This is a genomic window from Methylobacterium sp. J-092 (genome assembly GCF_022829325.1).
In the GTDB taxonomy this organism is placed as follows: Bacteria; Pseudomonadota; Alphaproteobacteria; order Rhizobiales; family Beijerinckiaceae; genus Methylobacterium.
In genome coordinates, this window is the sequence record NZ_JAKSXU010000082.1 from 25,498 (window position 1) to 38,704 (window position 13,207).

Below are 13,207 nucleotides of genomic sequence, written 5' to 3' on the forward strand. Positions count from 1 at the left end.
GGCGGCGGCGGCCCGGGCCGATACCCGGCCTCCACGATCCGCCTTCCACCATCCGATTTGCCGAGGGACGGCCACAGGACGATGCCCGAGCTTCCAGAGGTCGAGACGGTGCGGCGCGGCCTCGCGCCGGCGATGGTCGGGGCCACCTTCAGCCGCGTCACCCTGCGCCGGCCGAACCTGCGCTTCCCGTTCCCCGAGCGCTTCTGCGCGCGCCTGGAGGGCCGCCGGGTCACCGGCCTCGCGCGGCGGGCGAAGTACCTCACGGCCGGCCTCGATTCGGGCGAGACGCTGATCATGCATCTCGGCATGAGCGGCCGCTTCGACGTGGCGATGCCCGACGGCAGCAACACGTCGCCCGGCGACTTCTACCTCGACGGGGCGCTCGGCACGCCCAAGCACGACCACGTGGTGATGGCGATGGGGAACGGCGCCACCGTCACCTACAACGACGCCCGCCGCTTCGGCTTCATGGACCTCGTGCCCACCGACACGCTCGCCGCGTGCCGGCACTTCGCCGGCATGGGCATCGAGCCCCTGAGCGCGGATCTGACGGCCGAGACCATCGCGCGGCTCTTTCGCCACAAGATCACGCCGCTGAAGGCCGCGCTCCTCGACCAGCGCCTGATCGCGGGCCTGGGCAACATCTACGTCTGCGAGGCTCTGCACCGGGCCGGCCTCCATCCCGAGGCCGCCGCGGGCACGCTGGCAAAGGCCGACGGCGCGCCGACGCCGAAGGCCCGGTTGCTGGCCAGGGTGATCGGCGAGGTGCTCACCGAGGCGGTCGCCGCCGGCGGCTCGACGCTGCGCGACTACGCCCACACCGACGGCACGTCGGGCGCCTTCCAGCAGGCGTTCCGCGTCTACGACCGGGTCGGCGAGGCCTGCCGCACCAAGGGCTGCGGCGGGACCGTCGGCCGGATCGTGCAATCCGGCCGCTCGACCTTCTTCTGCGCGACCTGCCAGCCTTCTGGGACGCGGATCGCGCCGACGCCCCTGAAACCGCGCTGACCAGATCGGCCTGTCTGTCGACCAGCCGGGGCGCGTGCAGCGCGCAACGGCAATTTCGCCACAAACCGGCGTAGTTTCCGGTACCCTGCGGCGATCCTTCGTGATCGCCGCCCCGTCGCGCATGCGCGCCCGGCACCGCCCTCGTCGCCGGCGCGAGCCCGAGCAGGATCCCGATGTTCTTCCGTCGACGCCAGACGCACGTGCCGCCGCAGCCGCTCACCTTCGACGAGCCGGCCCAGCCGCAGCGCCTCTCCCCCCGCTCGCCGAACGAGGCGATCAAGCCGACCGCGGCCCCGCCGCCGCCCGAGCGGCCCGAGCGCCGCCGCGGCGGGCTCCTCGCCACCATCAGCGGGTTGCTCACCTTCGCGGTGGTGATCGCCATCGCCGTGATGCTCGGGCTGACGCTGTTCCAGCGGCAGGTGCAGGAGCCCGGCCCGCTCGCCGCCGACAAGGTGGTCGTGATCCCGTCCCGCAGCGGCACCGGCGAGATCGCCGAGATCCTGAAGCGCGAGGGCGTGATCGACCATGTCGGGCTGTTCGAGTTCGCCGCCCGCTTCGGCGGGCGCCCGCCGCTGAAGGCCGGCGAGTACACCTTCAAGGCCCATGCCAGCATCAGCGATGCGATCGACACCGTGACCACGGGCCGGCAGGTCCAGCACGCGATCACCTTCCCCGAGGGGCTCACCTCCGAGCAGATCGTGATGCGCCTCAACGAGAACGACGTGCTCACCGGCGAGGTCGGCGAGATCCCGCCCGAGGGCTCGCTGCTGCCCGACACCTACAAGTTCGAGCGCGGCGCGAGCCGTCAGCAGATCGTCAACCTGATGCGCGAGAAGCAGCGCAAGGTCCTCAACGACATCTGGCTGCGCCGCAGCGCCGACGTGCCGGTGCGGACGCCGGCCGAGATGGTGACGCTGGCCTCGATCGTCGAGAAGGAGACCGGGCGCGCCGACGAGCGGCCGCGGGTGGCCGGCGTGTTCGTCAACCGCCTGAACAAGCGGATGAAGCTGCAATCGGACCCGACCATCGTCTACGGGCTGGTCGGCGGGCGCGGCACCCTCGGGCGCGGCATCCAGCGGTCCGAGATCGACCGGGCGACGCCCTACAACACCTACGTGATCGAGGGCCTGCCGCCCGGCCCGATCGCCAATCCCGGCCGCGCCGCCCTGGAGGCGGTCGCCAATCCGTCGCGGACCAAGGACCTGTTCTTCGTCGCCGACGGCACCGGCGGGCACGCCTTCGCCGAGAGCCTCGACGGCCACCAGAAGAACGTCGCGCGCTGGCGCCAGGTCGAGAAGGCCCGCCTGGCCACGACGCCGGATGCCGCCGGCGTCGACAAGGCCGAGCCGGCCGCCGATCCCGCCGCGGTGCCGAACCGGGCCTCGGCCTTCGCCCCGCCGACGAACGCCTACGCGCTGGACGGGGCGACCGTCGGGGCGGGCGGGCCGCGGCCGAAGGCCTTCGACGCCTCGGAGGGCACCAAGCTCGATCCGCTGAAGAACAAGACCTACGACCTCGGCTCGCCCAAGACCGTGCCGGTGCTGAAGCAACCGTGATCGTCCCCGGCGCTGCGGCGCCGCTCGCACGCGCCATCAGGACGAGCCGATGCACCTGAACCACGTCAACCTCGGCGTCACCGAGGTCCCGGCCACGGTCGCGATGTTGGAGACCTATTTCGGGCTGCGCCGCACCGCGATGCTGGTCAACGACAAGATGGCCTTCCTCGCCGACGACGGCGGCGGCATCCTCAGCCTGTTCCGCGTGAAGGATGCGACCTACCCCAAGATCTTCCACATCGGCTTCATCCAGGAGCGGGTGGAGCAGGTCCACGCGATCCACGCACGGCTGACCGAAGGCGGCTTCGCCCCGGAGACCCCGCGCGAGGAGCACGGGCGGGTGACGTTCTATTTCCAGGCGCCGGGCGGGTTCACGGTAGAGGTCAACGCCTTCGTGTAGGCGTCCCGCACGACGAAACCTCGGCGCCGCAACGCAGGGCATCGCAAGACCATGATCGCGAGCATGACCGGGTTCGCCCGGGCCGCCGGCACCACCGGGCCGGTGCAGTGGGCCTGGGAGGTCCGCAGCGTCAACGGCCGCGGGCTCGACGTGCGGCTCCGGGTGCCGAACGGATACGATTCCGTCGGCGAGGTCGCGCGCACCGCCCTGCAGAAGACGCTCGCCCGCGGCCAGTGCCAGCTCTCGCTCAACCTGACGAAGCCGGAGAGCAAGGCGCGGGTGCGGATCGACGAGGCGTTGCTGGCGCGGCTCGCCGAGGCCGTCGCCCGCGTGCCGGTGCCGGAGGGGATCGCGCCCGCGACGATGGACGGGCTGCTGTCGATCCGCGGCGTCGTCGAGGCCGAGGACGAGGCCGCCACCGAGCCGGACGCGCTGGCGCGCGACCTCGCGGAGGGCGTCGTGCGGCTGGTGGCCGACCTCATCGAGGCGCGCCGCGCCGAGGGCCGGGCGCTCGCGGAGATCGTCGCGGCGCAGGTCGCGCGGATGGGCGTGCTGACGCAGGCTGCGGAGGATTGCCCGGCGCGCAAGCCCGAGGCGATCCGCGCCCGTCTCGCGGCCTCCGTCGCGGGCCTGCTGGACGCCGGCGGCCTCGATCCCGAGCGCCTGCATCAGGAGGCGGTGATGATGGCGGCCAAGGCCGACGTCCGCGAGGAGCTCGACCGCCTGCGCGCCCACCTCGAAGCGGTGTCCGAGCTCCTGGCGGCGGGCGGCGCGATCGGGCGGCGCCTCGATTTCCTGGCCCAGGAGCTCGGGCGCGAGGCCAACACCCTGTGCGCCAAGGCCAACGACGTGGCGCTGTCGCGAATCGGACTCGACTTGAAGGCCGTGGTGGAGCAATTCCGCGAGCAGGTTCAGAACGTCGAGTAGCGGGACTGAGGCGATGGGCGCGCGAGACACGGCCGGGGCACGCGGATGACGGACGCCCCCTCCCCATCGGTCTCGGACTCGATCGCCCGCCGCGGGCTGATCCTGATCCTGTCCTCGCCGTCGGGCGCCGGCAAGACCACCCTGACGCGCGCCATTGCCGATGACGGCGGCTGGGGTCTCGACCTGTCGATCTCGGTGACGACCCGCGCCCGGCGCCCGTCCGAGATCGCCGGGCGCCACTACCATTTCATCGCGCGCGAGGCCTTCGACGACCTGCGCAGCCGCGACGACCTGCTCGAATGGGCCGAGGTCCACGGAAACTTCTACGGCACGCCGCGCCGCCCGGTGGAGAAGGTGCTCAGCGCCGGCCGGGACATGATCTTCGACATCGACTACCAGGGCACCCGCCAGGTCCGCTCCAAGCTCGCCGACGACGTGGTGACGGTGTTCATCCTGCCGCCGAGCCTGGAGGAGCTGCGCCACCGCCTGGAGCGCCGCGCCGAGGACAGCCCGGAGACCATCGAGAAGCGGCTCGCCAACGCCCGCGTCGAGATCCAGCGCTGGAGCGAGTACGACTACGTCATCGTCAACGACGACCTGCAGAACGCCTTCGACGCCCTGCGCGGCATCCTGGCCGCCGAGCGCCTCAAGCGCACGCGGCGGATCGGCCTCGAAGCCTTCGTCGACGGGCTGCTCGGGCGGGATCGCGAGGGCTGAGGCGGCCTGCGCCTCAGCCGGCCCCGCACGCGGCGGACGAATCCGGCGCGCACAGCCAGATCCGAAGCGCGTCGAACGTCGCGGTGCCGGTCGCCAGGGCGGCCGCCTCCGCCTCCGGATCGCCCGACAGGCGATCGAGCCGCGCGCGGAAGGCGTTCCACATCACGCCGGTCTGCCGGCCATGGGCGCGGTAATAGGCGAGGCCCGCCTGCGTCAGCCCGTGCACCGCGCCGATGTGCCGGCCGATGACCTGGCCGCCGAGCGTGGAGCCTTCGAGCACGTAGAGCGCCCCCATCGCCGCGGCTTCGTCCGCGAACGTCACGGCCGAAGGCCGGGGCAGGGTGGCGATCTCGGCGTCCGGCATCCCGAGATGGGCGAGGTCCGCCGCCAGCGCGGCGAAGCGCCGGCGCGGGCCCCAGAACGCCTCGTCGGCGAGCGCAAGCCCGATCGCCGGCTCGTAGGCCGCATGGAATCCATGGAAGCGGGCGAGCAGGGCGCGATACCCGGGCAGCGTCGCGACGCGCGCCCGCCAGTCGAGCGCGTCCTCGAGACCCTGATGCGACGAGGCGGTTGCGGCGCGCAGCCGCTGGTGCAGGCTCACGCCGTGATCGTGAAGCAGGCGCCGGGCGCGTTGTCGACGTCGAGGCGGGCGTTGATCTGGTCGAGCATCGCCCGGATCAGCTTCATCCCGAGCCCGACGCCGGTGCCGTTGGCGCGGGGCTTGGTCTCCGACCAGCCCTCGGGCAGGCCCTCGCCGTCGTCGCAGACGCGCAGCCGCACGCTGCCGGGGCCGTGGCCCGAAACGGTGACCGCCACGCGGCCGACGCCCTCGGGCTTGGCGGCGTACTTGAAGGCGTTGGTGACGAGCTCGGTGGCGATCAGCGAGAGCGCCACCGCCTTGCGGTAGGGCACCATCAGGCCGGGCTCGGCGATGAGGTCGACGGCATGGCCGCCGCCCGCCATGCCGGCGAGGTCGGTGCAGAGCGCCTCGATGGTCTGGCCGAGGTCGACCTCCTCGACGTTCTCCGCCTGATACAGGCTGTCGTGGACGCGGGCGACGCTCATCACCCGGGCGGAGGTGTCGGCGAAGGCCTGCCGGGCGGCCGGATCGGAGACCTGACGCCGCTGCATCTGCAGGAAGGCCGAGACGATCTGCAACGAGTTCTTCACCCGGTGGTCGATCTCGCGGGTCAGGAGATCCTTCTGGGCGAGCAGGCGCTCCTTCTCGGCGAGGAGGCCGGTGAGCTCGTCGATCTTGCGGCGCTGGCGCAGGACGACGCCCTCCACCGCGTGGGCGAGGGAGCCGGCCAGCGACACCTGCCAGTCGGCCCAGGGGCTGGCGAAGCCCGTGCGCTCCTCGACCCAGCGCTCGAACGAGCGCCGCGGCAGCACCGCGACGGGCCCGTTGCCGGCGAGCACCGGTTTCCGCGGATCGCCGCTCCACGTCACCGTGCTCGACACCTCCGGGCGGAACCAGAGCAGCAGGTTCTCGCGGGATTCGTCGACGAACGCGGCGAGCACGCCGCTCGCGATCTCGCGGTGCGGGGCGGCGGCGGGACACTGTGCGGAGAAGTTGGCGCTGGCATAGGTGGTCTCGCCCGGCGCCAGGATCTCCTTCAGCCAGTCGCCGATCGCGCGGACGGCCTCGTCCGGGGGCGTCGTGCCGATCAGGGTCGCGCGCGCGCCGGAGACGATCGCCGCGCCGGTCGACCCGAACAGGTCGAGGAGGGTGGTCGAGCCGCCGGTCAGCGCCGCGACGAAGTCGTCCGACCGGGTCAGGCCGCGGACCAGGCGTCCTTCGGTGTCGAGATGGGCCTTGCGCTCGGTCCAGAGCCGGCGCGCCTCGATCTCCTGCACGCGCATGGCAAAGGCGTCGGTGAGCACGGTCGCGGCGGCGCGGGTCTCGGGCGCGACGTAGTGCGGGTGGCGGTGATGGCCGATCATCAGGCCCCACAGCCGCCCCTCGACCATGATCGAGATCGACATCGAGCCGTTCACGCCGAGGTTGCGCTGGTACTCAAGGTGGATCGGCGAGAGCGTGCGGTGCTGCGCGAAGGTGAGGTCGATCGGGCCGTTGCCGGCCGCCGGCGCCGCGACCAGGGGCACGGGCACCGAATCGCGATCGATCACGAAGCGGCTCTTGGCCTTGGTGTAGAGCGCGCGCGCCTGGGCCGGGATGTCGGAGGCCGGGAACCGCAGCCCGAGCAGGGCGCGCGACCAATCCGGCACCTTGTCCTCGGCGATCGCCTCGCCGTTCCAGTCCGCGTCGAAGCGGTAGACCAGCACGCACTCGAAGCCGGTGAGCGCCCGGACCTCGAGCGCGGCGATGCGGGCGGCCCCGCTCAGCGTCTCGGCGGCCCGGAGGCGGGTGACGGCGAGTTCCGAATCGGTCTGGGTCGCGACCCGGAAGTCCTCGGGATGCTCGGGCTCGAGCTCCAGCTCGACGATGACCCGGCCGGAATGGGCGTGGACGATGGCGTAGTAGCTGGCATGGTCGTCGCCCGCGAGCTTGATCGTGCGGCGGATCGAGCGCCCGTCGTCGAGGGTGGCGCTGGCGAGGCGCTGGCGGATCGTCTCGACGAAGGCGGTCGGCAGGACCTCGGCCAGGGGCAGGCCGGCGATCCGCTCCGGCGCGCGGCTGAGCACGTCGCGGACGTTGGTGCTGTGGGCCAGGATCTCGAGCGTGCCGGCATCGGCCGCCAGCATCACCGCGTTCGGCTGGATCGAGCCCGGGATGTGGATCGGCTCGCGCTCGCAGAGCTGGGGATCGACCGGCTCGGCCCGGACGCGGCGGCCGATGGCGGCCATCACCGCCTCGCGCGACTGGCCCGCGCCGAGGGTCTCCACCGGGGTGATCGTGAGCCAGGTGACACCTTTGCCGCTCCGCATCCGCACGCGGGCGCGCAGGGGCTGCGGCATGCGCCCGAACACGAAGTCGAAGCTCTCGTCGAGGTGCCCGCGGCGGGTGCCCGCGAGGAAGCGGCCGAAGAACCCGGGGACGTTGGTGCTCGGCACCACCTCGCGGAAGTAGTTGCGGCCGATCACGGCGGCGCTGGCGAGGCCCGAGAGCGCGCTCGCTCCCTCGCTGAACGACACGATCGTCCCGGCGGCGTCGAGCCCGATCACCCCGATATCGAGGCCATCGCGCTCTTCCGCCGTCAGGGCGTCGAGGTCGATCGCATTGCCCGCGGCAACGATCGTGGACATCAGGAATGGGACCGCGTCATTTGCGGCCCGGTATGACCCGTGGGACGGGCGGGCGCAATGGTATCCGCGATGCGGCAAGATGAAGGATCGGTCACGACCGTCCGGCGTCCGGCGATCATCCCTTCAGCGGTTGTATAAGATCGGACAATGCGCTCGCAAGTCCCTCTTCGACGGTGGGATGGTAGATCGGCCGCGCCAGAAGGTCGTCGACGGTCCGTCCGTCGCCGATCGCGTGCGCCACGAGATGGGCGAGGTGCTCGCAGGACGGCCCGAGCATTTCGCCGCCGAGCAGGCGCCCGTCCCGATCCGCCCAGAGCCGGATGCCGCCCCGGTTGACGCCCTCGACCCGCGCCCGGCCCTGGTTGTCGAACGACATCCCGCCGACCACGCGCCCGTCGCCCGCCTCGGGATCGAACGGCGCACCGATGCTCGCCGCCTGCGGGTGGGTGAACACCATGGCGAGCGCCGGCCAGGGCTCCGGCGCCGCGAGGGCTCGGCCCGCGGCGAGGGCCGCCGCGTTCCGCCCGGCGATCCCGCCCTGGCGGCTCGCCTCGTGCAGGACCGGTCGCACCGCGTTGGCGTCGCCCGCGATCAGCACGGGCGCCCCCGCACAGAGCAGGGTCCGGGCGTCGAAGGCCGGCATGCCCTTCTCGTCGAGACGAAGCCCGGCCTGCGCGAGGTCGAGGCCTCGGACGTTGGGCGGGCGGCCGGCGGCTGCGAGCACGCGGGCGAAGGTGCCGGTGCGACGGGTGCCGTCGGCCTCCGCCCAGGTCAGCTGCGCTCCGCCGTCGACGGGCTCGGCCGAGACGAGTTCGGACCCGAGATGCAAGGCCATCTCGTCGGAGAAGATCGCGGCCGCGTCCTTCCGAAGGCCGGGTTCGCTCAGGCCGGCCAGGCCCGACCCGGTGTCGAAGAGGTCGACGCGCACGCCGAGGCGCGCCATCGCCTGGGCGATCTCGATGCCGACGGGCCCTCCGCCGATCACCGCCAGCGACGCCGGAAGGTCGGGAAGCTCGAACACGGTGTCGGTGGTCAGGACGGCGTCGCCCAGCGGCGCGAGCGGCTTCGGGATGCTCGGGCTCGATCCCGTGGCGATCACCGCCGCCCGAAACGCGACGCGGCGGTCGTCGCCGAGCGCGAGCGTCCGGGCGTCGAGGAACCGCGCCTCGCCGGCGAGCCGCTTGGCCGACGGGATCGCGTCGAGCCCGTCGCGCACCCCGGCGACGAAGCGGTCGCGCTCGGCCCGCACACGCGCCATCACCGCGGGGCCGTCGATCGATACGCCCGACACCGCGACGCCGAACAGGCTGGCGCGGCGCGCGTCGTGGGCCGCCGCCGCGGCCGCGACGAGCAGCTTCGAAGGCATGCAGCCGACGCGTGCGCAGGTGGTGCCGCCGGGGCCGCGCTCGATCAGCACGGCGTCGGCGCCCGCCGCCTCGGCGGCACGGAACGCGGCGATCCCCGCCGTGCCGGCCCCGATGACGGCCACGTCACAGGTCTGATGCGTCATGGTTTTGAAAAGACCGGGATTGCGGAATCGAGCGACACCGCGACATCCCCCTCGTCGGCGCGGCCGGCCAACGCGCCAATCGCGCGCTGGTTCGTCAGGCCGCCCGCGACCGGTTGCCCGTGGCTCAGTTCGGCTTCGGCATCGCCGGAGCCGGCATCGTGCTGGCCTGCCGCTCGGGGTGCTTGAGCTGGCTGTAGACGAGGTTGCTGAAGCTGCCGATTGTCGCGTGCCAGGGCAGCTTCACGTCGTCGGTCTCCGGCTTGGCGGCCTTGCAGAATGCCGTGGTCAGCCCGTTGACGATGTCGTCGTCCCGTCCTGCGGGGAGCGCCGACTTGATCTTCGGCAGGAGCGCATCGATGCGCGGGATGAAGTCCTCCTGCTTGAGGCCCTTCAGCTGTTCCGCGGCACCGGCGTCGGCCACGGCCTTGGCCACGTCCGGCTGCTCGATCTCGGCGCAGGGCGCATTGCCGGCGAGCATGGTGCTCGTCGCCTTGCGCGCGTCGGCGGCGACGCCGGACTTCAGGACGGGAGCGCTGTTGCCCCAGGAGTTGCGGATGTAGTCGGTGACGTCGGCGACCTGCTGGTCGGTCATGCCCTGGCCGATCGCGGTCATCGGCGCGTAGCCGCTCTGCGCGCCGAGCCCGCCGTAGATCACGCGCAGCACCGTCTCCGGGCCGGCCGACTGGACCGAGGTGTTGCCGGCGAGCGCCGGGATCGCACCCTCGACGCCCTTGCCGTCGGGCTGGTGGCAGGACGAGCAGTAGCTGAGGTAGACGCCCGCGCCCGGCGCGCCGGTGGTGTCGTAGGCCTGCAGGTCCTTGGACTTGTAGGTCTGCTTGGCCTGGTAGGTCCGGAGATACGCGACCATGGCCTTGAGGTCGGCGTCCGTCATCTTCGAGAGCGATTCCTCGATGGTCTGGCGCATCGGCCCGGCGGCGACGCCGGGCTTGTCGCCCGGGGCGGTGCCGGTCTTGAGGTAGGTCACCACCTGCTCCTCGGTCCAGGCGCCGATGCCCTGGTGGCCGTCGGGGGTGATGTTCGGGGCGTACCAGCCGTCGATCACGCCACCGCCGAGCTTGCCCGCGAGGCTGCTGTTGCCGACAATCTTATTCTCGTTGTGGCACATGCCGCAGTGGCCGAGCCCCTCGACGAGGTAGCCGCCGCGGTTGACCTCGGCGGTGGCGTTCGGATCGGGCTTCCACTCGCCCGGCGTGAAGAAGGCGGTACGCCAGGTGATCAGGGCGGTGCGGATGTTGAACGGGAACGGGATCTCGCTGTCCTTGCGCGGCTCCTTCACCGGCTCGAGCGAGCGCAGGTAGGCCCAGATCGCCTTGACGTCGTCGGTCGTCACCTTGGTGTACCAGGCGAAGGGGAAGGCCGGGTAGAGGTAGTGCCCCTCGTTGTCGATGCCCTCGTGCATCGCCTTGACGAAGTCCGCTTCCGTCCACTTGCCGAGGCCGGTCTCGTCGTCGGGCGTCAGGTTGGGGGTGCGGATCTTTCCGATCGGCGTGTTGAGGACGTAGTTGCCGGCCAGCCGCTTGCCGCTCGGGCCGGTATGGCAGGCGACGCAATCGCCGGCGGTGACGAGATACTCGCCGCGCTTCACCAGATCCTGGCTCGCGCCCCCGGCAGCCTCCTGCGCGAAGGCCGCGATCGGCAGGCTGGAACCCAGCAGAAAACCGGAGGTCGCGGCCAGAGCGAGGAAGCCACGCATGATGCCTAATCTCCGGTTGTGGCAGGTGAGAAGCATAATAATTCAGCTTCGCGGCCGCGCGTTGAACGCGGCCGCCGCGTCGGAAGTTCCTGGCACGCCAGGGGCGCCGGTGCGACCAAGCGTCAGGCCGGCCGGGTTGCGCAGGCGCGGCACGAGGTCCCCGAGATGGGCGCCGAGCGAGACCAGCATCCAGCCGGCGACGACCGGCCAGGGCGACTGGACCAGGGCCGCACGCACGGCCAGCATCAGCGCCGCCCCGGAGACGAGGTTGCACAGGAGCGGCACCGGCGCCGGCCCGCGACCCGTCCGCCACCGGAACGCGAGCAGGATCGCGGCCTCGGCGGCGACGAGAACGAGGATCGCGTCGACGATCCGGCCGGTCGCGAACCACTCCGCCATCACGCGGCTCCGAACGGGCCGTTGAGCCGCACGATGGCGCGGTTGAGGAAGCCGGCGATCGTCACCCAGAGGAGGTAGGGCGCCAGCAGCACTGCCGCGACGCCCGAGACCGGCAGCGTGACGGCGATCAGCGCCGCCACCGAGAGCCAGAGCAGGACGAGCTCGAAGAATGCCCAGTCCGGCCGCTCGGCGCGGAAGAACAGCGCGCTCCAGGCGATGTTGAGCACGGCATTCACGGCGTAGGCCGCGAGCAGCACGACGCGCTGCGGCTCGTCGGCCTCGCTCCAGGCGATCACGGCGGAGACGACGCAGAGCGCGAAGATCGTCGCCCAGACCGGGCCGAACGCCCAGTCCGGCGGCTTCCAGGCCGGGTTGCGCAGGGCGCGGTACCACGGGCCGGTGGTGGTCAGCACGCCGCCGGCCAGGGCCACCACGAGCGCGGACAGGGTGGCGATCGCCGCCGGCATTCAGACCTCGCTCAAGGCGAAACCCAGCGGAACAGGTGCGCCATGTCCTTGAAGAAGATCTTCACGTGCGCCATCGGCTTCTTCCGCACCAGCTCCTTGTTCATGTAGCTTTCCCAGGTGAGCTGCTGCACGTCCTTGTCGCGGCAGATCGAGACGAAGCGCTCGCGCAGGGCGTCGTTGCGGTACCAGACCGCCTGCATGATCCGCAGGATCAGGAACACCCGCCCGTGCAGCTTCATGAAGCGGCGGCGGGCCTGGGCGAGGGCGCGGGCATCGCCCGTCCTGAGGAACGCGTCGGCCGCGTCGGCGGCGAGCCGGCCGCCGAGCATCGCGTAGTAGATGCCCTCGCCGGATGCGGGGGCGACGATGCCGGCGGCATCCCCCGTGAGCAGGACGTCGCGGCCGTTGTCCCACTTCCTCAGCGGCTTGAGCGGCAGGGGCGCACCCTCGCGGCGGACCGTCTCGCCCGCCGCCAGCCCCGTCGACTCGCGCAGGTTGCGGATCGCGGTGCGGAGCGAGAAGCCCTTCCGCGCCGAGCCGGTGCCGATGCTGATCGTCTCGCCGTGCGGGAAGATCCAGGCGTAGAAATCGGGCGAGTGCTTGCCCTGGTAGAACACGTCGCAGCGCGTGGCCGCGTAGGCTCCGCTGCCGTCGGCCGGCGGCCGGACGATCTCGTGGTAGGCGAAGACCTGGCGCATCCCGGCATGGCCCGGGATCTCGGCCCGGCCGACCGGGGACGAGGCCCCGTCGGCACCGATCACCAGCTTGGTCCGCACCGTGCGCGCCGCGTCGCCGACGCGGTAATGCACCGTGGTGCCGGCACCGTCGCGGACGATGCGTTCGTAGGTGCCGGGGCGGTGGTCGGCGCCGGCGAGCGAGGCCCGGTCGCGCAACCACGGATCGAAATGCTCGCGGTCGACCATGCCGACGAAGCCGTCGCCGACCAGCATGTCGACGGCCGTGTCAGAGGGCGCGATCATCCGCGCGAGCTTGATGCGGGCGACGATCTGCGCGTCGGGGATGGCGAAATCGCGGATCGCCCGCGGGGGGATCGCGCCGCCGCAGGGCTTGATCCGCCCCGGCTTGTCGAGGAGCAGCACGCTGCGGCCCATCCGCGCCAGGTCGGTCGCCGCCGTCGCGCCGGCGGGACCGCCGCCGACCACGACGCAATCGAAGAATTCGGGGGCTTCGGACATGCTGTGCTCCCTGGCGTTGGTTTCGGCGGGCGGCGCTTGGAGCGTCTTCACAGATCGCCGGATCAAAAAAACGCTCTCTCGTCGTCGGGTCGGATGTCCTTCACGC

At 71.9% G+C, this 13,207-nt stretch carries 12 protein-coding genes; 5 read left to right on the forward strand and 7 right to left on the reverse strand.

Features of this window, described 5'->3' with window-relative positions:
* Positions 1-81 precede the first annotated feature (81 nt).
* The 5 genes from mutM (at position 82) to gmk (ending at position 4,608) form a co-directional block, all read left to right on the forward strand.
* A complete protein-coding gene (mutM, locus tag MKK60_RS09665; protein ID WP_243985340.1) occupies positions 82-1,008 on the forward strand; it encodes a bifunctional DNA-formamidopyrimidine glycosylase/DNA-(apurinic or apyrimidinic site) lyase in 927 nt (308 codons plus the stop codon).
* A gap of 173 nt (positions 1,009-1,181) precedes the next feature.
* Positions 1,182-2,564, forward strand: coding sequence for an endolytic transglycosylase MltG (mltG, locus tag MKK60_RS09670; RefSeq protein ID WP_243985348.1), 1,383 nt, complete (start codon positions 1,182-1,184; stop codon positions 2,562-2,564).
* 49 nt (positions 2,565-2,613) lie between these two features.
* Positions 2,614-2,964 (forward strand): VOC family protein, encoded by a 351-nt coding sequence (locus MKK60_RS09675; protein ID WP_243985350.1) that lies wholly within the window; start codon positions 2,614-2,616, stop codon positions 2,962-2,964.
* 63 nt (positions 2,965-3,027) lie between these two features.
* A complete protein-coding gene (locus MKK60_RS09680) occupies positions 3,028-3,891 on the forward strand; it encodes a YicC/YloC family endoribonuclease (protein WP_243985352.1) in 864 nt (287 codons plus the stop codon).
* Positions 3,892-3,936: 45 nt separating this feature from the next.
* A complete protein-coding gene (gmk, locus tag MKK60_RS09685; RefSeq protein WP_147728705.1) occupies positions 3,937-4,608 on the forward strand; it encodes a guanylate kinase in 672 nt (223 codons plus the stop codon).
* A 13-nt stretch (positions 4,609-4,621) separates the two neighbouring features.
* On the opposite strand, the gene MKK60_RS09690 is transcribed toward gmk, so the two are convergent.
* The 7 genes from MKK60_RS09690 to MKK60_RS09720 form a co-directional block, all read right to left on the reverse strand.
* Positions 4,622-5,209: a biliverdin-producing heme oxygenase gene (locus tag MKK60_RS09690; RefSeq protein WP_147841447.1), complete on the reverse strand. Its 588-nt coding sequence runs from the start codon at positions 5,207-5,209 to the stop codon at positions 4,622-4,624.
* Positions 5,206-7,815, reverse strand: coding sequence for a histidine kinase dimerization/phosphoacceptor domain -containing protein (locus MKK60_RS09695; RefSeq protein ID WP_243985355.1), 2,610 nt, complete (start codon positions 7,813-7,815; stop codon positions 5,206-5,208). Before MKK60_RS09695 ends, MKK60_RS09690 begins: the two co-directional genes overlap by 4 nt.
* A 115-nt stretch (positions 7,816-7,930) precedes the next feature.
* Complete coding sequence (locus MKK60_RS09700) at positions 7,931-9,325, reverse strand: dihydrolipoyl dehydrogenase (RefSeq protein WP_243985357.1); 1,395 nt, start codon at positions 9,323-9,325, stop codon at positions 7,931-7,933.
* 124 nt (positions 9,326-9,449) lie between these two features.
* Positions 9,450-11,039, reverse strand: coding sequence for a c-type cytochrome (locus MKK60_RS09705; RefSeq protein WP_147841444.1), 1,590 nt, complete (start codon positions 11,037-11,039; stop codon positions 9,450-9,452).
* 42 nt (positions 11,040-11,081) lie between these two features.
* Complete coding sequence (locus MKK60_RS09710; RefSeq protein ID WP_243932079.1) at positions 11,082-11,438, reverse strand: hypothetical protein; 357 nt, start codon at positions 11,436-11,438, stop codon at positions 11,082-11,084.
* Positions 11,438-11,905, reverse strand: coding sequence for a TspO/MBR family protein (locus MKK60_RS09715; RefSeq protein WP_147728829.1), 468 nt, complete (start codon positions 11,903-11,905; stop codon positions 11,438-11,440). Before MKK60_RS09715 ends, MKK60_RS09710 begins: the two co-directional genes overlap by 1 nt.
* A gap of 11 nt (positions 11,906-11,916) precedes the next feature.
* Positions 11,917-13,101: a geranylgeranyl diphosphate reductase gene (locus MKK60_RS09720; RefSeq protein WP_243985361.1), complete on the reverse strand. Its 1,185-nt coding sequence runs from the start codon at positions 13,099-13,101 to the stop codon at positions 11,917-11,919.
* Positions 13,102-13,207 lie beyond the last annotated feature (106 nt).